Below are 19,883 nucleotides of genomic sequence, written 5' to 3'. Positions count from 1 at the left end.
GATTGTTTTTGCAAGCGGAGGAATACATGAAAATCAAAGAAATCATTGTGGTGGAGGGTCGTGACGACACTGCTAGAGTAAAGATGGCAGTTGATGCAGATACGATTGAAACGAATGGATCTGCCATTGGCGATACAGTCATTCAACAAGTGCGTCTTGCTCAGGAGACGAGGGGGGTTATCATTTTAACTGATCCTGACTTCCCTGGGGAAAAGATCCGTAAAACCATCGCAGAGGCTGTCCCTGGCTGTAAGCACGCCTTTTTACCAAAACACCTTGCGAAAGCGAAGCGGGACAAAGGAATTGGTGTCGAGCATGCTTCCTTGGACAGTATTCGAGAATGCCTTGCACATGTCCATGAGGAAATGGAAGAATCAGAAAGCGAGATTACGTTAGATGATTTATTTGACGCAGGCCTTATCGGAGGCGAAGCATCAAAACGCCGCCGCGAACGATTAGGTGTGCTTTTAAATATAGGATATACAAATGCGAAGCAGCTGCAAAAGCGTCTTCACATGTTCCAAATAACGAAAGAGGATTTTATTGCGGCCTTAAAGACCGTCATGCAGGAGGAAGCCGATGAATAAAGATATTGCGACGCCCATCAGAACGAAGGAAATACTGAAGAAGTACGGTTTCTCTTTTAAAAAGAGCTTAGGGCAAAACTTTTTAATTGATACGAATATTTTAGATCGCATTGTCGATCATGCAGAGATTACGGATGAGACAGGTGTGATTGAAATTGGCCCTGGTATCGGTGCGTTGACTGAACAGCTCGCTAAACGGGCAAAGAAAGTCACGGCTTTTGAAATCGACCAGCGCCTATTGCCGATTTTAAACGATACGCTTTCTCCATACGATAATGTCACCATTATACATCAAGACGTATTGAAGGCAGATGTAAGAAAGGTGATTGAAGAACAGTTTGCTGACTGTAAAGAAGTAATGGTCGTAGCAAACCTTCCTTACTATGTGACGACACCAATTATTATGAAATTGCTTGAAGAAAACCTTCCATTGAAAGGAATCGTTGTCATGCTGCAAAAAGAAGTAGCAGATCGCATGGCTGCTGTTCCTTCATCAAAAGAATACAACTCTTTGTCGATTGCGGTGCAATTTTATACAGAAGCGAAGACGGTCATGGTTGTGCCGAAAACGGTTTTCGTCCCACAGCCAAATGTGGATTCAGCCGTGATCAAACTAACTGTTCGTGAAACACCTGCGGTCTCAGTAGACAATGATACGTTCTTCTTTCAACTGATTCGTGCGAGTTTTGGCCAGCGCCGGAAGACATTGATGAATAACTTGATGAACAATCTGCCAGATGGCAAGAAACATAAAGCCATCATTGAAGAAGCCCTTGTAACAGCTGAGGTTGATGGGAAACGCCGCGGTGAATCATTGTCAATCGATGAATTTGCCCGTTTGTCCAATGTTTTACACAAAGCCCTTTCATAAGGGCTTTTCAGCGTGTAGACAAACCCTCGCATTCTTTGTCAGTCCTGCGCTCTGGTGCTCACGAATGCCAAATTCGCTCCGCTCCAGTGCTCGTCCTTCCTAGACTGCAAAGGTTTTCTATCACGCTGAAAAGAAGACAAAGCCCTTTCATAAGGGCTTTTTTCTTTTGGTTTTCACCACTTCACCTGTTCAGGCATAGGCTAGAAAGAACAACACACCTGAAAGAAGAACAAGTGTAGCGTAAGACGATACCAACAGGATAAGAGCCTGATTGTGGAGTGAAAAGCATGCAATTTCAAATAGGAGATATGGTGACGAGGGCATCCTATCAGATGGATATTATGTTTCGTATCATTCGAATTGATGAGACAGACCAGCACGAAGCCACCGCCATTTTGCATGGGAATGAAGTGAGGCTGATTGCCGATGCGAAGATGTCAGATTTGGTCTTGATTCAAAAAGAGGAGCAGCTGACAAGAGAGAAGGACGATGAACGGAAAATTAACGAATCGCTCGACTTACTCAGGCAAGATTATCAGCTGCTTCGTGAAAAACAAGAGTATTATACGTCTGGACAATATCAGCATCAGGAGCAGTATTTTCATATGCCCGGAAAGGTTCTGCATTTAGATGGAGATGCTTCATACTTAAAGAAATGCTTGGATGTATATGAAAGAATCGGTGTACCTGTGTATGGTGTGCATTGCCACGAGAAGAAAATGCCAAGCATGATTGATTCATTAATTGATCAATATCGCCCTGATATTTTGGTCATCACAGGACATGATGCGTATTCTAAACAAAAGGGCGGTGTACACGATATCGGTGCATATCGTCATTCTCGTCATTTCGTTGAAACGGTTCAAAAGGCAAGAAGAAAGGTTCCGCATTTAGATCAGCTCGTGATCTTTGCAGGTGCCTGCCAATCTCATTTTGAATCATTAATTCAAGCAGGTGCTAATTTTGCAAGCTCACCCTCACGTGTCAACATTCATGCACTTGACCCCGTCTATATTGTTGCCAAGATCAGCTTCACTCCATTTGTAGATCGAATCAACGTGTGGGATGTGCTCCGAAATACACTGACGAGAGAAAAAGGTCTCGGAGGAATTGAAACAAGGGGTGTTTTAAGGGTAGGTATGCCATATAAAAGAGACCATGAATCGACATAACCCGACTGATTTCAGTCTGGTTTTTTTTATGCTCAAAAAGAAATTTCATATGAATACATAATTCACCGGAATTTGAGAAAAATAGGGAGGAGAAAAGGTAGAAGTTTGTCAAAATTATTTTGTTGACAATGGCTCGTGTTGGTTGATATAATTTAATTTTTATTTGACAAAAATGGGCCGTTGTTGTATAATTATCTCAGTGAGGTGGATGCAATGGCGAAGACTTTGTCCGACATCAAAAGATCGCTTGATGGTAACTTAGGTAAACGTTTGACGTTAAAGGCTAACGGAGGCCGCCGAAAAACAATTGAGCGTTCGGGCATTTTAGCTGAAACGTACCCTTCTGTTTTTGTGATTCAATTAGATCAAGATGAGAATTCGTTTGAAAGAGTTTCTTACAGTTATGCAGATATACTGACTGAGACGGTCGAATTAACGTTCGATGATACCGCTAGCTCAGTCGCCTATTAATGGGCAGTGAACTTTTTGTTTACTGCTTTTTGTTTTGCCTTTTTTCTGTATGGGAGGCTGTCCATTATTTGAAAGGGGTAAAAGGCAGGAATCGATGCAAAATAAGAAAGCCACAAACGAGTGGCAATGATTCGAATTCTCGACCAAAGGGGCTGTTTCGTTTGGGTAGACGCCGAGGCATTATGTCAGATGAGTTCAAATACGAGCTGGCGAAGGATCTTGGATTTTATGATACCGTCAAAAATGGAGGCTGGGGAGAGATTCGTGCGCGTGACGCAGGAAATATGGTCAAACGTGCCATTGAATTAGCTCAACAGCACATGGCTCAAGAAGAGAATCAACGATAAAGAAATGATCAGGGATACCTCGGGTGTCTCTGGTCTTTTTTGCTTGAAAAAGTGAGTGTGCTGGGGGCAAAAGCCAATATTCATCAGATCCATCAAATGTGATACAATATTGATACTTATGTTTAGATGGAGAAGTAGGTGAAATGTTTGCGTATTTTAGAAAAAGCACCGGCAAAAATTAATCTCTCACTTGATGTTCATGGAAAAAGACCGGATGGATATCACGAAGTGGAGATGGTGATGACAACAATAGATCTTGCAGATCGACTAGAGCTGACGGAGCTGGACAAAGACGAAATCCGTGTATCATCTCATAATCGTTTTGTGCCAGATGATCAACGGAATTTGGCTTATCAGGCAGCTAAATTATTAAAAACAAGATTCGGTATTCAAAAAGGTGTATCGATCGTCATCACAAAAGCAATTCCCGTCGCAGCAGGTTTAGCTGGAGGCAGCAGTGATGCCGCAGCAGCGCTTCGCGGCTTAAACCGTTTGTGGAAGTTAAATCTCACGTTAGATGAACTAGCTGAGCTTGGAGCGGAGATCGGCTCAGATGTCTCTTTTTGTGTACACGGAGGGACAGCGCTAGCGACAGGACGTGGAGAGAAACTAAAGCATATTGCGACACCGCCGCATTGCTGGGTGATTTTAGCGAAGCCGGTGATTGGGGTATCTACAGCTGAGGTCTACAGACAATATGACGCAAGCAAAGTAGAACACCCAAATGTACAGCGTATGATTGAAGCAATTGAAGCGAAAGATTATAAAGAGATGTGCGGCTCACTCGGTAACGTGTTGGAATCTGTGACATTAAAGATGTATCCGGAAGTCGATATGATTAAGAGACAGATGAAGCGTTTCGGAGCAGATGCTGTATTAATGAGCGGCAGCGGGCCAACTGTATTTGGCTTGATTCAATATGAATCGAAGGTACAAAGAATATATAACGGACTGAGAGGATTTTGTGATCAGGTTTACGCTGTCCGCATGATCGGCGAACAAAATACCCTTGATTAAATCCGTATATTAAGTTATATTATTCATAAATTATTCGGGTTCTGGGGGTAAGTTCATGAAGTTTCGTCGAAGCGGCAGATTGGTGGACTTAACAAATTATTTGTTAACCCACCCGCACGTACTAGTACCTTTAACTTTTTTTGCAGAGCGATATCAATCTGCGAAGTCCTCTATTAGTGAAGACTTAACGATTATCAAACAGACCTTCGAACAGCAGGGAATAGGGACTTTACTTACTGTACCTGGCGCTGCTGGCGGAGTGAAATATATTCCAAAGATTCATCTAAAAGAAGCAGACGAAGTCGTCAACGATATCGGAGAGGCATTATCAACTCCTGAACGTGTGCTTCCTGGCGGCTATTTATATTTAACTGATGTTTTAGGCAATCCATCGATTCTTGCGAAAATCGGTAAGCTTTTTGCGACCATTTTTTCGGATCGACCGATTGATGTTGTCATGACTGTTGCGACGAAAGGTATTCCGATTGCCTATTCTGTTGCAGGGTATTTAAATGTGCCTGTTGTGATCGTTAGAAAAGATAATAAGGTAACTGAAGGATCAACTGTGAGTATTAATTATGCATCAGGTTCTTCTAACCGAATTCAAACCATGTCACTTGCAAAGCGGAGCTTAGATAAAGGATCCAATGTGTTGATTATTGATGACTTTATGAAAGCAGGCGGAACCATTAATGGCATGATGAATCTTCTAGAGGAATTTAATGCAAATGTTGCAGGGATCGGTGTTTTATTAGAAGATGAAGGCGTAGATGAACGTCTTGTCGATGAATATGTATCACTTTTAAAGCTTTCAACCATTGATATGAAGCAGAAAATCATTGAGATTAATGAAGGTAATTTCCACGAGTTTTTTCATTCGAAAGCTTAAGCTTTGATCAAACATGTATTTGAATGGGAGAGATTGATATGACAAAAGTTGTTCAAACCAAAAACGCGCCAGCAGCCATTGGACCTTACTCTCAAGGGATTATCGTCAATAACATGTTTTACAGCTCAGGGCAGATTCCATTAACGCCAGCTGGGGATTTTGTGAATGGAGATATTAAAGAACAAACACATCAAGTGTTTCATAATCTTAAAGCCGTCCTTGAAGCAGCGGGTGCTTCCTTTGAAACAGTCGTGAAAGCAACGGTTTTCATTAAAGATATGGAACAATTCGCTGAAGTGAATGAAGTGTATGGTGAATACTTCCATACACATAAGCCAGCTCGTTCATGTGTAGAAGTAGCCAGACTTCCAAAAGATGCACTTGTAGAAATTGAAGTTGTGGCATTAGTGAAATAAACAGGCCATCTCTTTGGAGGCCGTTTGGTTTCATTATATGTATGAAAAGGCATCGGCATGATGTCTTTTTTTACGCAATTGATGTAAGCGCCGTCATCAAAATGACAAAAAATGTATAAATATCCCGATATTTCAAAAAAAGTTTAAAAAAAGAGCAGGAGAATCACCACAATCGTTGAATACCTAATTAATGCTTTTATATTGGGAAAAGGTGGTGAACTACTGTGGAAGTTACTGACGTAAGATTACGCCGCGTGAATACCGATGGTCGCATGAGGGCGATTGCATCCATCACGCTGGACCACGAATTTGTTGTTCATGATATTCGTGTGATTGATGGAAACAATGGCTTGTTTGTTGCAATGCCTAGCAAACGTACGCCTGATGGAGAGTTTCGCGACATTGCACATCCAATTAATTCAAGCACTCGGGGTAAAATCCAAGATGCTGTTTTAAATGAGTATCATCGCTTAGGCGAAGAGGAAGAGACAATTGAATATGAAGAAGCTGGAGCTTCTTAAAGATATGTGAACCTAAAAAGACAGCTTTAAGAGAAAATGAATGTTTTCTTTTAAATGCTGTCTTTTTTGCGTTTTTCCTCATGATTCTTCTAGGTTTCAACCATTAGAAAATTAATGTACTTCCTCTTGTATCCTTGAAATCAGTCCTTATTTAGGATATATTTTTCTATGGATAATAGGGATATTGGAGGCCAATCAATGGATAAGCGGTTCGCAGTGATTTTAGCAGCGGGAAAAGGAACAAGAATGAAGTCAAAGTTATACAAAGTACTTCATCCAGTTTGCGGAAAGCCAATGGTCGAGCATGTGGCAGATCAAGCGTTAAAGCTATCTTTAGCCAAGCTTGTGACGATTGTCGGTCATGGAGCTGAGGACGTCAAGAAGCAGCTTGAGGACAGAAGTGAATATGCACTTCAAGAAGAACAGCTGGGAACAGCACATGCCGTCAAACAAGCTAAATCGTTCCTCGCGCAGGAAAAGGGAACAACCATTGTCATTTGTGGAGATACACCATTATTGACAGCGGAAACAATGGAAGCCATGTTAAGCGAGCATCAAAAACAACAAGCGAAAGTGACGATTTTGACAGCACACGCGGATGATCCAACAGGTTATGGACGTATTCTTCGTGATGAAACAGGTGCTGTAGTAAAAATCGTCGAGCATAAAGATGCAAATGATGCTGAACGTCAAGTGAATGAAATTAATACTGGAACCTATTGCTTTTCAAATGAAGATCTCTTCCGTGTGATTGAGCAAGTGTCAAATGAAAATGCACAAGGCGAATACTATTTGCCGGATGTCATTGAAATTCTAAAGAATGAAGGACAGACGGTTGCAGCGTATCAAACACCGCATTTTGAAGAAACACTTGGAGTCAATGATCGTATCGCTCTATCACAAGCAGAGCAATTCATGAAGCGACGTATTAATCATCAGCATATGAAGAATGGTGTAACCTTGATTGATCCTGAGAACACGTATATCTCGCCAGATGCAGTCATCGGTGAAGATACAATGATTTATCCTGGGACGGTCATCAAAGGGAATGTAAAGATTGGTGCAGATGCCACAATCGGTCCGAACACTGAAATTGTTGATAGCGTAATTGGAGATCGGACAGTCATTAAGCAGTCTGTTGTTTGCGATAGTGAAGTTGGGGTAGATGTGACAATTGGACCGTTTGCTCATATTCGCCCGTTGTCGAAAATTGGCGATGAAGTGAAGATCGGGAATTTTGTCGAAATCAAGAAAACAGTTTTCGGTGACCGAAGCAAAGCGTCTCATCTCAGCTATATTGGAGATGCAGAGGTCGGAGCGGATGTAAACCTTGGTTGTGGATCTATTACAGTTAATTATGATGGGAAGAACAAATTCTTAACGAAGATTGAAGATGGCGCATTTATTGGCTGTAATTCAAATCTCGTTGCACCAGTCACTGTCGGAAAAGGGGCATATGTTGCAGCCGGTTCAACGGTTACAGAAGATGTACCGCAGGATGCATTGTCTATTGCTAGAGCAAGACAAGTCAATAAAGAAGATTATGTGAAAAATATTCATAAAAAATAATCCAAATACCCGGAGGTTTACCATGTCTAATCGTTATGCTGATGCGAATTTAAAGATATTCTCTTTGAATTCAAACCCTGAACTTGCCAAAGAAATTGCCGATCGTATCGGAGTTGATGTAGGAAAGAGCTCTGTTAAACGTTTTAGTGACGGTGAAGTCCAAATCAATATTGAAGAAAGTATCCGTGGCTGTGATTGTTATGTTATTCAATCTACTAGTGCGCCAGTCAATGAGCACATTATGGAGCTACTCATTATGGTAGATGCACTAAAACGCGCTTCTGCGAAAACGGTCAATATTGTCATCCCTTATTACGGATATGCACGTCAAGATCGTAAGGCGAAACCTCGTGAGCCAATCACGGCGAAGCTTTTTGCGAACTTACTTGAAACAGCAGGTGCTACACGTGTCATTGCACTTGACCTTCATGCGCCGCAAATCCAAGGTTTCTTTGATATTCCAATCGATAACTTAATGGCTGTGCCAATCTTAACAAACTATTTTGAACAGAAAAACTTGAATGATATCGTTGTTGTGTCTCCTGACCACGGTGGTGTTACGCGTGCGCGCAAAATGGCGGACCGCCTGAAAGCACCAATCGCAATTATCGACAAACGTCGTCCGAAGCCGAACGTGGCTGAAGTGATGAACATCATTGGGAACATTGAAGGCAAAACGGCGATTCTCATCGATGATATCATTGATACAGCTGGTACGATTACACTTGCTGCAAATGCACTTGTGGAAAATGGAGCGGCTGAAGTCTATGCTTGTTGTACTCACCCAGTATTGTCTGGACCAGCAGTAGAACGTATTACAAACTCTAAAATTAAAGAATTAGTTGTGACAAACAGTATTCACTTAACAGATGACAAGAAAGTTGGAAAATTCATTCCGCTTTCAGTTGGGCCTTTGCTTGCAGAAGCCATCATCCGTGTACATGAAGAAGAATCTGTGAGCTACCTTTTCAGCTAATTTTCTGATTGAAAAAGGCCCTAGGCATCAGCTTGGGGTCTTTTTGCTGTGATAAATGAAAGTCAAACATGTTTAAAATGATTCAGTTATGGGTATTTATGAAAGTAGTGACAAAAAAGAAATAGGATGGTGCTGAATATGGCAACTTTAAAAGCAAATAAAAGAACTGATTTCAAACGTTCCACACTGCAAAAAATCCGTCATTCAGGACACGTTCCTGGTGTCATATACGGAAAAAATACAGACAACCTGGCTGTTTCATTAGACAGCATTGATTTATTAAAGACATTACGTGATGAAGGAAAAAACACAATCATCACATTAGACGTTGGCGGTGAAACAAAATCTGTGATGGTAACAGAACTGCAAACAGATCCGTTGAAAAATGAGCTTGTCCACGCTGATTTCCAAGTGGTCGACTTACAGCGAGAAATTGACGCAGATGTACCTGTACAACTCATTGGCGAATCCAAAGGTGTAAAGGATGGCGGTGTGCTTCAGCAGCCACTATTTGAGCTATCCATTACAGCGAAACCAAAGGATATCCCGCAAAATATTGAAGCTGATATTACAAACTTAGAAGTAAATGACGTACTAACAGTTGGTGATCTGACTGTTCAATCTACGTATCAAATTAATAATGATCCAGAAGAAGTTGTTGCTTCGATCTTACCGCCTCAGCAATCAGAGGTTCCAGAGCCAGATAGTGAAGAGGAAACGCAAGAGCCTGAGGCCATTAAAGAAAAAGATGACAGCGAAGAATAACTGGTCAATTAGAGACGTAACCCTCCCGCGGTTACGTCTTTTGTGCTAGAATGAAAAGAATTCATACGTTTTGCATGAGGCAATCACATTGGCTCATTTTTTAGGCGTGTGCATGTGCGACAAAGGAGGTTATTGGTTTCATGATTGCTTTCGTTGGATTGGGTAATCCAGGAAAAGAATATGAAAAAACAAGACATAACGTCGGGTTTATGACAATAGATGAACTATCAAAAAAATGGGATATCCCATTAAATCAATCAAAATTCCATGGACAATATGGAACTGGGTTTGTTTCGGGGCAAAAGGTTCTACTTGTGAAGCCTCTTACATATATGAACTTATCAGGGGAATGTGTGCGTCCGCTGATGGATTACTATGATATTCCCCTTGAACATTTGAAGGTCATCTATGATGATCTTGATTTGCCAACGGGCCGGATTCGTTTGCGTACTAAAGGAAGTGCAGGCGGACATAACGGAATCAAATCGTTGATTCAGCATTTAGGTTCACCAGAGTTTGACAGATTCCGTATCGGCATTGGCCGTCCACAAAACGGCATGAAGGTCGTCGATTACGTACTAGGACGCTTCTCAGAGGAAGAACAGCCTGATATCTCATCTGCTATTCAAGCATCTGTTGAAGCTTGTGAAGCGGCTTTAACAAAGCCATTTTTAGAAGTGATGAATGATTTTAACAAGAAGGTATAAGAATGATAAGCAAAGCACATACTGATCATAAAATCTCAGCATGGGAGGATCACGTATGGCTTTGCACTATTACTGCCGGCACTGTGGTGTAAAGGTTGGCAGTCTAGATGAATCCGCTGTCCAAAGTGAAGCACTTGGATTTCATCACTTAACAAATGAGGAAAGAAACGATATGATTTCTTATAGGGAAAATGGTGATTTACATGTACAAACCATTTGTGAGGATTGCCAAGAGGCGCTCGAAAGAAATCCTGATTACCATCAGTATCATACCTTTATTCAATAAAAAGCTTTGGTGTAGATAATAGACCAAAGCGTTTTTCTGTTTTAAACAAGCAGGGAGGAGGAGCCAAATGAAAAATATACAATCATTTATCAAACAAAGTGATGATTTTCAGTCCATTTTTAACGGACTAAAAGAAGGGTTAAAAGAACAGCTGCTCGCCGGACTATCAGGCTCCGTCAGATCTTTATTTACAGCCGCCATATCAGACGAATTAAAGCGGCCGATGTTTATTGTGACACATAACTTATATCAAGCGCAGAAGGTCACAGATGATCTAGCAAGTGTGATGCCAGATCGTTCGGTCCTTCTTTATCCTGTCAATGAACTCATTGCATCTGAAATTGCTGTGGCAAGCCCTGAGCTTAGAGCGCAGCGTCTTGATGTATTGAATCGTCTCGCGAATGGAGAAAATCCGATTGTCGTGACACCAGCAGCTGCAGTGCGTAGAATGCTTCCTCCTGTTGAGCTCTGGAAGGAGAGTCAGATCCATTTAAAGGTTGGTGAAGAAATTGATTTGGAGGCGTTTTCAAAACAACTCGTGCAAATCGGTTATGACCGGACGTCCATGGTCGCTGCGCCCGGAGACTTTAGTGTGCGCGGAGGAATCATTGACATTTATGCGTTAACGGAAGACCACCCGATCCGTATAGAGCTGTTTGATACAGAAGTGGATTCTATTCGGTCCTTCCACTCTGACACGCAGCGTTCATTGGAAACACTTCAAGAAATCAAGATTGGCCCGGCGAAAGAGCTGATTGTAAGAGGGCCTGAACGAGTGAGAGCGATTGAACAGCTTGACGAAGGTCTTGCCAGTAGCTTAAAGAAATTCAACTCGGATAAACAAAAAGAACTGCTCCATCAGAATATTTCTGCTGATCGTGAGAAGCTGCTAGAAGGTATTGTGACACAAGAAATGACGAAGTATCTGTCCTATTTCTATGAAAAGCCTGCTAGTTTGCTAGATTATACATCGCAGGATACGATTATCATTCTAGATGAAATCAGCAGAATTCAGGAGATGGAAGAACAGCTTGAACAGGAAGAAGCAGATTGGACAATTAGTCTGCTGGAAGAAGGGAATATTCTGCATGATCTAGCCCTTTCCTTCCCATTTCAAAAGCTGTTCAATCAGCAATCGAGATCGATTCTGTACTATTCCTTATTTTTGAGACATGTTCAGCAGACCAATCCGCAAAATATCGTCAATGTATCTAGTAAGCAAATGCAGAATTTCCACGGCCAGATGAATGTGCTTGCAAGTGAAATTGAACGCTACAAAAAGCAGAATTATACGGTTGTCTTTTTAGGTGCGGATGAAGAGCGGACAGAGAAGTTGTCATCTGTCTTGCATGATTATGACATTGAAGCAGCTCTTGCTAAACCTGATGCTGAGCTTGTCAGCGGGCAAGTATATATTTTACAAGGTGAGCTTCAAACCGGTTTTGAACTACCTTTATCCAAAATTGCTGTCATTACAGAGGGTGAACTTTTCAAGAAACGTGTGAAGAAGCAGGCACGTAAGCAAAAGCTGACGAACGCAGAGCGAATCAAAAGCTATTCAGAGCTGCAAGTGGGCGATTATGTGGTGCACATTAACCACGGGATCGGTAAGTATTTAGGAATTGAAACGCTTGAAATTGGCGGCATTCATAAAGATTATTTAAATATTCATTATCAAGGAAGCGACAAGCTTTATGTCCCTGTTGAACAAATTGATCAGGTGCAGAAGTATGTAGGGTCAGAAGGAAAAGAACCAAAGCTATATAAACTAGGCGGCAGCGACTGGAAACGTGTGAAGAAAAAAGTAGAATCATCTGTGCAGGACATTGCAGATGATCTGATTAAGCTGTACGCAGAACGTGAAGCAAGCAAAGGGTATGCCTTCTCGCCTGACCATGAGATGCAGCGCCAGTTTGAATCTGCATTCCCTTACCAAGAAACAGATGATCAAATTCGCTCGATTCATGAAATCAAGCAAGACATGGAGCGGGAGCGCCCGATGGATCGTCTGCTTTGTGGAGATGTGGGCTATGGAAAAACAGAGGTGGCGATTCGAGCGGCCTTCAAAGCCATTGCTGACGGGAAGCAGGTGGCACTGCTTGTACCAACAACGATCTTAGCGCAGCAGCATTTTGACACGATTATGGACAGATTCCAAGACTATCCTGTTAAAATCGCTCAGCTTAGCCGCTTCCGTACACGAAAAGAAACAACAGAAACCTTAAAAGGGCTGAAAAATGGAACGATTGATATGGTCATTGGGACGCATCGTCTTCTTTCAAAAGACATTGTGTACAAGGATTTAGGACTGTTAATTATCGATGAAGAGCAGCGCTTCGGTGTGACGCATAAAGAGAAAATTAAGCAAATGAAAGCCAATATTGATGTGCTGACGTTAACGGCAACGCCAATTCCTCGTACGCTTCATATGTCGATGCTTGGCGTACGTGACTTATCTGTTATTGAAACACCACCTGAGAACCGTTTCCCAGTTCAAACCTATGTTGTCGAGTACAATGGTGCGTTAGTTAGAGAAGCTATTGAGCGAGAACTGGCAAGAGGCGGTCAAGTGTACTTCCTTTATAACCGAGTGGAGGATATTGAACGAAAAGCAGATGAAATCTCGATGCTTGTTCCAGACGCAAAAGTAAGCTACGCACACGGGAAAATGAGTGAGAACGAGCTGGAATCCGTGATGATTAATTTCCTAGAAGGTGAATCGGATGTACTCGTTAGTACAACCATTATCGAAACGGGCGTAGACATACCAAATGTGAACACGCTCATTGTTCATGATGCTGATAAAATGGGGCTTTCGCAGCTGTACCAGTTAAGAGGACGAGTTGGGCGCTCGAATCGTGTGGCCTATGCTTATTTCACTTATCGAAAAGACAAAGTGCTTTCTGAAGTAGCTGAGAAAAGACTTCAAGCTATTAAAGAATTCACCGAGCTCGGATCAGGCTTTAAGATTGCGATGCGTGACTTAACGATTCGAGGAGCAGGGAACTTACTTGGTGCACAGCAGCATGGATTTATTGATTCTGTTGGCTTCGACCTTTACTCTCAAATGCTGAAAGAAGCCATTGAAGAAAGAAGAGGCGATACGACTGCTCAAGAAAAATTTGAGCCGGAAATTGATCTCCAAATTGATGCCTACATTCCAGATAGCTATATTTCTGACGGCAAACAAAAGATCGAGATGTATAAACAGTTTAGAGCGATTGGATCAATAGAAGAGCGGAAAGAGCTTCAAGATGAAATGATTGACCGATTCGGAGAATATCCGCAAGAAGTGGCTGATTTGTTCACGATTGCGACGATGAAGGTGTACGCTGTGCAGGAACGTGTCGAGTTGATCAAGATGGAGAAAGGCATTGTTAGACTCACTCTCGATGAAAAAGCAAGCAGCGACATCGATGGTCAAAAATTATTTGAGCTTGGCAGTCAATATGGACGTGATATCGGTCTTGGCATGGAAGGCAGCAAGCTGATTATTTCTGTCCAAACAAAAGGCAAGAAAACGGAGGAGTGGCTCGAAGTCGTTCTTCGTATGCTTCGAGGTCTTCAAGATGTGAAAAAAGAAACCATTCCATCTTCATAAAATTTTGTTGGTCTCTCGTGTATATTACGTTTGATGTGACGGATACTAATCTCAGGGTCAAGTGGTGAATGTTGCATAAAGTGGACGCTTTTGTTCCATTCACCCAACACATCATCAAACGAAAGAGAGGCAGCAGTGAATGAAAGCAACTGGAATTGTACGCCGCATCGATGATCTAGGTAGAGTGGTTATACCGAAGGAGATTCGCAGAACATTGCGCATCCGGGAAGGAGATCCACTTGAGATTTTTGTCGACCGCGATGGAGAAGTCATTTTGAAGAAGTATTCACCGATTAGTGAGCTAGGAGACTTTGCGAAGGAATATGCTGATGCTTTATTCGACAGTTTGGGTCATTCTATCCTCATCTGTGATCGTGATACGTATATTGCTGTATCCGGCAGTTCAAAAAAAGAGTACTTAAACAAATCCATTAGTGATTTACTTGAACGAACAATGGATCAGCGTAATTCTGTATTAGAGGACAGCAAGAAAGAAATTCAGCTTGTGGATGGTATTGATGATGATGTATCAGCTTATACCATTGCACCTATTGTTGCAAACGGAGATCCAATTGGCGCCGTCGTCTTATTTTCTAAAGAGCGTTCAATGGGAGAAGTGGAGCATAAAGCGGCAGAAACGGCAGCTGGCTTCTTAGCCCGTCAAATGGAACATTAGGTCTAATAAATCTATATCATTTTGATAAAACCAAAGAATGCCGATGAAATCATCTGATTTTGTCGGCGTTTTTTATATGGGATGAAACAAAACAATGAATGTATCGTCTACTCCTTAGAAAGAAACGGCTTGCCAGTCACGTATGATATAATGAGTGCGTTTAAATGCAGGTATATTTTTTGATTGAACATAAAGGAGTCATCCATGAAAAATGCTGTGAATCAGCCGCATTGGCTTTTCCAAGGTGCGGTGATTTTAACCATCGCAGGCTTGTTATCAAAGGTACTGAGTGCCGTATATCGTGTCCCTTTTCAAAATATCGTAGGAGACACAGGTTTTTATATTTATCAGCAGGTCTATCCCTTTCTTGGCATTGCGATTATGCTCGGCACCACTGGTTTTCCTGTGATGGTGTCCAAGCTCCTGAGCGAGCATGGTGAGGAGAATCGCCGAATCATTACAAAGGTATCCTTGGTGTATATCACTTTGCTGAGCTTGGTCTTATTTCTTTGTTTATATATAGGAGCAGGCACAATTGCGAATCTCATGGCGGACAGTCAATTAATGTTGCTCATCCAGATGAGTTCGTTTGTGTTTTTGTTTCTGCCGCTTACCGTGATGCTGAGGGGTGTTTTTCAGAGTGATGGGCTGATGCTCCCCACTGCGGTCTCTCAATTGGCTGAGCAGCTCATCAGAGTAGGCGTCCTGCTTGTTTTATCTTTCTATTTTGTGAGACATGGCTATTCGCTTTATGAAACAGGAGCGGGTGCGGTGTTCTCTTCTATAGCTGGAAGTGCGGCTTCACTCCTTTTGCTTCTTTTCCTTTGGCTGACCTATCGGAAGCGGTTGTCAGCGAGCAAGACATTAAAACAGGCTACACTGCGGAAAAAAGATGTGCTGAAGAGTTTGGTGCTGTATACATTGACGATTTGTGTGAGTGGATTGCTGATCCTATGGATGCAAATGATCGATGCTTTTCACCTGTATGCGCTACTGCGCAGTGAGGGACTGAGTGAAGCAGCTGCAAAGGCGGCAAAAGGCGTATATGACCGAGGTCAGCCGTTCCTGCAGCTCGGGACGGTGTTTGCAATTAGTATTGGGACGTCTCTTGTTCCGTTTTTGTCGTCGGCCTTAAGAAAAGGGCAGCATGAAGCAATTCGTGAAAAAGTACGTACATCGTTTAAGGCAACATCGGTGCTGGGGATTGGTTCAGCTGTCGGGCTTATATGTATTTTATCGTCTGTGAACATTATGCTTTTTCGTAATGACTTAGGGACAGATGCGCTGCAAATATTTTGCATATCCATTGCCTTCACATCAATGGCGATTACGCAAACCGCTTTACTTCAGGGTCTGGGACATACCGTGTACCCAGCTGTTGTGGTCCTGATCAGTGTACTGGTGAAATGGGGGCTGACGCTGGTTCTTGTCCCGTTATTCGGCATTTATGGAGCCGCATGGTCGACTGTTTGTGGGTTTCTCGCCGCCGCTGCGCTCAATGCGGTGTATTTGAAGCATAAAGGGTGGATTTCAATAAGAGAGCTATTCCCAGTGAAAATTCTTTTATCAGCAGCATTCATGGCCGTCGTTTTAATTGGATATCAGGCATTGTTTTCTTGGGTCATTCCCTTTGAGAAACGTCCGTTTTCTGTTTTAGAGAGCCTGACTTCAGTTTTTATTGGTGGTTTCGCCTTTTTATATAGTATTCTTAAGCTAGACGTATTTTCGGAAGAGGAATGGAGACTCATTCCATTAGGAGAAAAGATTTTATATTTTAAACAGATGAGAGGGAATCGAAATGGCAGGTAAGATTACAGTCGTTGGTCTTGGGGCAGGCGACATAGATCAGCTAACGCTCGGTGTATATAAGCAGCTGAAGCAGGCGAAAGAAGTATACATGAGAACGCAGGATCATCCACTCACCGCAGAATTGATGCAGGAGGTCCCGTCTCTGACCTTTTTTGATGAGATATATGAAAAGCATGATCAGTTTAATGCAGTGTATGAGGAAATCACAGACATTCTCTTCCAAGAGGCTGAGGAGAAAGATATTGTGTATGCAGTACCAGGTCACCCGTTTGTGGCGGAAAAGACAGTGCAGCTTCTTGTTTCACAACAGAAGAAGCGCGGGGTTGAGTTGTACGTGGCTGGTGGACAAAGCTTTTTGGATGCGACGTTTAATTCTTTGCAGATTGACCCGATTGAAGGGCTGCAATTCGTTGACGCTGGGGATATGAGAGCGGATGATCTGAAGTTGACCCAGCATGTGCTGATCTGTCAGGTATATGATCAGATGACAGCCTCGAATGTGAAGCTTACCCTCATGGAAAAGCTACCTGACGATTATGAAGTCTTTATCGTAACGGCAGCTGGAAGCAGTCAGGAGCAGATTACAGGTGTTCCTTTATTTGAACTTGATCGAGATGTGTCGATAAATAACTTAACGAGTGTTTATGTGCCTCCAATCCAAGATGAAAAGCTACTCTATCAACAATTTGACACTTTCCGTGAAGTCATTCGTACATTAAGAGGTCCTGGCGGCTGTCCTTGGGATCAAAAACAAACGAATGAGTCGCTCAAACCATATTTAATTGAAGAATGTTATGAGCTGCTGGAAGCCATAGATGAAGACGATCCAGATCATATGGTTGAAGAACTCGGAGATGTACTGCTGCAAGTTTTACTCCATGCCCAAATTGGTGAAGATGATGGTTACTTCTCAATGGATGACGTCATCCAGCATGTCACAGAAAAAATGATTCGACGACATCCGCATGTGTTTGGTGATACGGATGTGTCTGAAGCATCAGATGTCGTCGCCAACTGGGAAAAAATCAAGCAGCAGGAAAAACCGGAGCGTGCAGCTTCTATTTTGCAATCCATTCCAACGACTCTTCCAGCTTTAACAAAAGCCTATAAGCTCCAAAAGAAAGCAGCAAAAGTGGGCTTCGACTGGACAGAAGTAGAGGATATTTGGAACAAATACGAAGAAGAAAAGCAGGAATTCCTTGTGGAAGTGGCAGATAAGACGGGTGAAGGTGCAACAAAGCAAATGAAGGATGAATTTGGGGATCTTTTGTTTGTTCTCGTCAACATTGGAAGATTTTATCATCTAGAGCCTGAAACCGCCCTCTCTTCTGCAAACACAAAATTCATGCGGCGCTTTCAGCATATTGAACAAAAAGCAAAGGACATAGGGCGTTCACTAGAGGACTTGACCTTAGAAGAAATGGACGATCTGTGGAACGATGCCAAACGTATAGAAAGAGGTGAACATACATGAGACTAGATAAATTCTTAAAAGTGTCTCGTTTAATCAAAAGAAGAACATTGGCAAAAGAAGTAGCTGATCAAGGGAGAATTTCCATTAATGGCACGCAGGCGAAAGCCAGCTCTGACGTGAAAGAAGGGGACGAGCTTCAAATTCGCTTTGGTCAAAAGCTTGTGACTGTTCAAGTCAACGAGTTAAAAGACACCACCAAAAAAGAAGAAGCTGCTGGCATGTATACCGTGCTAAAAGAAGAAAAAACAGCAGAATAGGGCTTGTTCTAAATGTCCCGCCTGTCACATACAATGCAGTAACAATGCAAGTATGAGATATGGGGGATGTATAAATGAATCAATATTATAATCAACCTCAAGGCACGAAGTTGTCATCAGAAGCCGAGCATCATGTCACAATGCGCAACAGAAAGCATTTAGATATTACCGGGGTCAAACAGGTCGAGAGCTTTGATAATGAAGAATTTCTGCTTGAGACTGTCATGGGAGTCCTCGCCATTCGCGGAGAAAATCTGCAAATGAAAAACTTAGATGTAGAAAAGGGCGTTGTGTCCATTAAAGGGCGTGTCTTTGACTTAATCTATGTAGATGAGCAGCACGGGGAGAAAGCTAAAGGATTTTTTAGCAAGCTGTTTAAATGACACTGACGGTCCAGTTTTATACGATGCTTTCGATGGCGGCGATGGGCATCTGGCTGGGCGCATCGCTGGATACGTACAAGCTGTTTGTGAACCGGGAAAAAACAGCAAAATGGCTGCTGGTCATTCACGACCTCCTTTTTTGGGTGGTGCAGGGTCTCTTATTCTTTTATGTCCTGCTGCTGACCAATGAGGGAGAATTCAGGCTTTATATTTTTCTAGCTGTTGCTCTAGGTTTCTCGATGTACCAGGCATTGATGAAACAGCTGTATATGAACATCCTCAAGTTTGTGATGAGGTGTATTTATCAGACTGTTCTCTTCCTGAAAAGGCTGATCATGTCGATGGTTTTCCAGCCCATTCGCTGGATCGTCGGTTTGATCATAAGTGCTCTTCTGTTCTTGTTCCACTCGCTCTTACGCCTTGTTCGTTTTGCGTTTCGACTCGTGTGGAAGGTGCTGTATATTGTTTGTTATCCGCTTATTTGGTTACTCAATGTGACCATTATTCATCGAATTCCCGAAAAATGGCGAACATCAATGAGGTTGTTTTTCTCAAAAGGAGCAGGAATTTTACAAGGGATCAAGAAATTATCTCGTACCATGAAAACGAAATGGAAACAATTCTGGACAAAGTAAGAGAGGAGGCCTTCATCCTTGAACGAGAGAAAAAGAAATATCGCACAAATTCAAAATGATTATCAAAAACAAATGGAACAGCAAGCGCAGCGCCTAAAACGCAAACGCCGGGGACTCCTTAGAAGGCTTACCGTGTTTGGAGTCATTGTGCTCATGTTTGCTGTTTTGGTAACAAGTGCCCTCTGGTCGCAATCGTCTGCATTGAAAGAAAAAGAAGAGAAGAAGGTTGTGCTTGAAAAAGAATTGAAGCAATTACAAACAAAGCAGGAAGATATTTCTGATGAAATCAAAAAGCTGAAAAGCAAAGAATACGTACTCGAACTGGCACGACGGGACTATTATATGTCTAAAAAAGGCGAAAAAATCTTTGATGTGGGCAATAAGAGCGATTAGCCTTGTTGACACTTAAAATTCAGTTTATGTATAATTGAACAAATGAGATTTTTTTATAAGT

At 42.2% G+C, this 19,883-nt stretch carries 22 protein-coding genes; all 22 read left to right on the top strand.

The genetic code is table 11. The annotated features are described in order from the left end of the window. Positions 1-26: 26 nt before the first annotated feature. The 22 genes from rnmV to FBF75_RS19015 all read left to right on the top strand — a co-directional run bounded on the left by rnmV (position 27) and on the right by FBF75_RS19015 (position 19,822). Positions 27-587: a ribonuclease M5 gene (rnmV, locus tag FBF75_RS19120; RefSeq protein ID WP_008341876.1), complete on the top strand. Its 561-nt coding sequence runs from the start codon at positions 27-29 to the stop codon at positions 585-587. Next, the gene (gene rsmA, locus FBF75_RS19115) at positions 580-1,458 is read left to right on the top strand and encodes a 16S rRNA (adenine(1518)-N(6)/adenine(1519)-N(6))-dimethyltransferase RsmA (protein WP_008341873.1); all 879 of its coding nucleotides are present in this window, start codon (positions 580-582) and stop codon (positions 1,456-1,458) included. The genes rnmV and rsmA overlap by 8 nt, the downstream gene beginning before the upstream one ends. 287 nt (positions 1,459-1,745) lie before the next feature. Continuing rightward, the gene (gene yabG, locus FBF75_RS19110) at positions 1,746-2,630 is read left to right on the top strand and encodes a sporulation peptidase YabG (RefSeq protein ID WP_007496216.1); all 885 of its coding nucleotides are present in this window, start codon (positions 1,746-1,748) and stop codon (positions 2,628-2,630) included. 213 nt (positions 2,631-2,843) lie between these two features. Then, positions 2,844-3,101 carry a biofilm formation stimulator Veg gene (gene veg / locus FBF75_RS19105; protein WP_003217979.1) on the top strand — a complete coding sequence of 86 codons (258 nt, stop codon included), beginning with the start codon at positions 2,844-2,846 and terminating at the stop codon, positions 3,099-3,101. 161 nt (positions 3,102-3,262) lie between these two features. After that, a complete protein-coding gene (locus tag FBF75_RS19100) occupies positions 3,263-3,448 on the top strand; it encodes a small, acid-soluble spore protein, alpha/beta type (RefSeq protein WP_017366434.1) in 186 nt (61 codons plus the stop codon). Between the two features lie 147 nt (positions 3,449-3,595). After that, the gene (ispE, locus tag FBF75_RS19095; RefSeq protein ID WP_017359321.1) at positions 3,596-4,465 is read left to right on the top strand and encodes a 4-(cytidine 5'-diphospho)-2-C-methyl-D-erythritol kinase; all 870 of its coding nucleotides are present in this window, start codon (positions 3,596-3,598) and stop codon (positions 4,463-4,465) included. 55 nt (positions 4,466-4,520) lie between these two features. Further along, positions 4,521-5,354 carry a pur operon repressor gene (gene purR, locus FBF75_RS19090; RefSeq protein WP_007496210.1) on the top strand — a complete coding sequence of 278 codons (834 nt, stop codon included), beginning with the start codon at positions 4,521-4,523 and terminating at the stop codon, positions 5,352-5,354. Between the two features lie 38 nt (positions 5,355-5,392). Beyond that, entirely contained in the window at positions 5,393-5,770 is a 378-nt protein-coding gene (gene ridA / locus FBF75_RS19085) for a 2-iminobutanoate/2-iminopropanoate deaminase (RefSeq protein ID WP_008341860.1), read from the top strand. Between the two features lie 224 nt (positions 5,771-5,994). After that, positions 5,995-6,291 (top strand): septation regulator SpoVG, encoded by a 297-nt coding sequence (gene spoVG, locus FBF75_RS19080; RefSeq protein ID WP_008357439.1) that lies wholly within the window; start codon positions 5,995-5,997, stop codon positions 6,289-6,291. A gap of 198 nt (positions 6,292-6,489) precedes the next feature. Continuing rightward, a complete protein-coding gene (gene glmU / locus FBF75_RS19075; protein WP_074041755.1) occupies positions 6,490-7,860 on the top strand; it encodes a bifunctional UDP-N-acetylglucosamine diphosphorylase/glucosamine-1-phosphate N-acetyltransferase GlmU in 1,371 nt (456 codons plus the stop codon). Between the two features lie 22 nt (positions 7,861-7,882). After that, positions 7,883-8,836: a ribose-phosphate diphosphokinase gene (locus FBF75_RS19070; RefSeq protein ID WP_003217907.1), complete on the top strand. Its 954-nt coding sequence runs from the start codon at positions 7,883-7,885 to the stop codon at positions 8,834-8,836. Between the two features lie 138 nt (positions 8,837-8,974). After that, positions 8,975-9,601, top strand: coding sequence for a 50S ribosomal protein L25/general stress protein Ctc (locus tag FBF75_RS19065; RefSeq protein WP_017359319.1), 627 nt, complete (start codon positions 8,975-8,977; stop codon positions 9,599-9,601). A gap of 140 nt (positions 9,602-9,741) precedes the next feature. Next, positions 9,742-10,308, top strand: a complete 567-nt coding sequence (pth, locus tag FBF75_RS19060) for an aminoacyl-tRNA hydrolase (protein ID WP_007496201.1) — start codon at positions 9,742-9,744, stop codon at positions 10,306-10,308. Positions 10,309-10,363: 55 nt separating this feature from the next. Beyond that, positions 10,364-10,594 (top strand): anti-sigma-F factor Fin, encoded by a 231-nt coding sequence (gene fin / locus FBF75_RS19055; RefSeq protein ID WP_003217967.1) that lies wholly within the window; start codon positions 10,364-10,366, stop codon positions 10,592-10,594. A 67-nt stretch (positions 10,595-10,661) separates the two neighbouring features. Continuing rightward, complete coding sequence (gene mfd, locus FBF75_RS19050) at positions 10,662-14,195, top strand: transcription-repair coupling factor (protein WP_136945075.1); 3,534 nt, start codon at positions 10,662-10,664, stop codon at positions 14,193-14,195. Between the two features lie 139 nt (positions 14,196-14,334). After that, positions 14,335-14,871, top strand: a complete 537-nt coding sequence (spoVT, locus tag FBF75_RS19045) for a stage V sporulation protein T (protein WP_007496196.1) — start codon at positions 14,335-14,337, stop codon at positions 14,869-14,871. 204 nt (positions 14,872-15,075) lie between these two features. Next, on the top strand, positions 15,076-16,680 hold the full coding sequence (locus tag FBF75_RS19040) for a putative polysaccharide biosynthesis protein (RefSeq protein WP_136945074.1): 1,605 nt from the start codon (positions 15,076-15,078) through the stop codon (positions 16,678-16,680). After that, entirely contained in the window at positions 16,670-18,154 is a 1,485-nt protein-coding gene (yabN, locus tag FBF75_RS19035) for a bifunctional methyltransferase/pyrophosphohydrolase YabN (protein WP_136945073.1), read from the top strand. The genes FBF75_RS19040 and yabN overlap by 11 nt, the downstream gene beginning before the upstream one ends. Beyond that, positions 18,151-18,411 carry an RNA-binding S4 domain-containing protein gene (locus FBF75_RS19030; RefSeq protein ID WP_008341839.1) on the top strand — a complete coding sequence of 87 codons (261 nt, stop codon included), beginning with the start codon at positions 18,151-18,153 and terminating at the stop codon, positions 18,409-18,411. The genes yabN and FBF75_RS19030 overlap by 4 nt, the downstream gene beginning before the upstream one ends. 74 nt (positions 18,412-18,485) lie before the next feature. Continuing rightward, on the top strand, positions 18,486-18,794 hold the full coding sequence (gene yabP / locus FBF75_RS19025; protein ID WP_007496190.1) for a sporulation protein YabP: 309 nt from the start codon (positions 18,486-18,488) through the stop codon (positions 18,792-18,794). Continuing rightward, positions 18,791-19,429 (top strand): spore cortex biosynthesis protein YabQ, encoded by a 639-nt coding sequence (gene yabQ, locus FBF75_RS19020; protein ID WP_007496188.1) that lies wholly within the window; start codon positions 18,791-18,793, stop codon positions 19,427-19,429. The genes yabP and yabQ overlap by 4 nt, the downstream gene beginning before the upstream one ends. A gap of 18 nt (positions 19,430-19,447) precedes the next feature. Then, entirely contained in the window at positions 19,448-19,822 is a 375-nt protein-coding gene (locus FBF75_RS19015; RefSeq protein ID WP_017366439.1) for an FtsB family cell division protein, read from the top strand. The last annotated feature ends 61 nt before the right edge of the window (positions 19,823-19,883 follow it).

This window comes from Bacillus sp. S2(2019) (assembly GCF_005144805.1).
GTDB classification, from domain to species: Bacteria; Bacillota; Bacilli; order Bacillales; family Bacillaceae; genus Bacillus; species Bacillus altitudinis.
Note: the sequence above shows the minus strand (reverse complement) of the source record. Positions and strands in the feature narration are given on the sequence as shown.

Coding starts and splice junctions, on each gene's coding strand:
- purR (WP_007496210.1), top strand. CDS start 4,521: ATGAAGTTTCGTCGAAGCGGCAGATTGGTGGACTTAACAAATTATTTG.
- veg (WP_003217979.1), top strand. CDS start 2,844: ATGGCGAAGACTTTGTCCGACATCAAAAGATCGCTTGATGGTAACTTA.
- spoVT (WP_007496196.1), top strand. CDS start 14,335: ATGAAAGCAACTGGAATTGTACGCCGCATCGATGATCTAGGTAGAGTG.
- FBF75_RS19030 (WP_008341839.1), top strand. CDS start 18,151: ATGAGACTAGATAAATTCTTAAAAGTGTCTCGTTTAATCAAAAGAAGA.
- FBF75_RS19065 (WP_017359319.1), top strand. CDS start 8,975: ATGGCAACTTTAAAAGCAAATAAAAGAACTGATTTCAAACGTTCCACA.
- glmU (WP_074041755.1), top strand. CDS start 6,490: ATGGATAAGCGGTTCGCAGTGATTTTAGCAGCGGGAAAAGGAACAAGA.
- FBF75_RS19040 (WP_136945074.1), top strand. CDS start 15,076: ATGAAAAATGCTGTGAATCAGCCGCATTGGCTTTTCCAAGGTGCGGTG.
- FBF75_RS19070 (WP_003217907.1), top strand. CDS start 7,883: ATGTCTAATCGTTATGCTGATGCGAATTTAAAGATATTCTCTTTGAAT.
- mfd (WP_136945075.1), top strand. CDS start 10,662: ATGAAAAATATACAATCATTTATCAAACAAAGTGATGATTTTCAGTCC.
- pth (WP_007496201.1), top strand. CDS start 9,742: ATGATTGCTTTCGTTGGATTGGGTAATCCAGGAAAAGAATATGAAAAA.
- yabG (WP_007496216.1), top strand. CDS start 1,746: ATGCAATTTCAAATAGGAGATATGGTGACGAGGGCATCCTATCAGATG.
- yabQ (WP_007496188.1), top strand. CDS start 18,791: ATGACACTGACGGTCCAGTTTTATACGATGCTTTCGATGGCGGCGATG.
- yabP (WP_007496190.1), top strand. CDS start 18,486: ATGAATCAATATTATAATCAACCTCAAGGCACGAAGTTGTCATCAGAA.
- rsmA (WP_008341873.1), top strand. CDS start 580: ATGAATAAAGATATTGCGACGCCCATCAGAACGAAGGAAATACTGAAG.
- yabN (WP_136945073.1), top strand. CDS start 16,670: ATGGCAGGTAAGATTACAGTCGTTGGTCTTGGGGCAGGCGACATAGAT.
- ridA (WP_008341860.1), top strand. CDS start 5,393: ATGACAAAAGTTGTTCAAACCAAAAACGCGCCAGCAGCCATTGGACCT.
- rnmV (WP_008341876.1), top strand. CDS start 27: ATGAAAATCAAAGAAATCATTGTGGTGGAGGGTCGTGACGACACTGCT.
- fin (WP_003217967.1), top strand. CDS start 10,364: ATGGCTTTGCACTATTACTGCCGGCACTGTGGTGTAAAGGTTGGCAGT.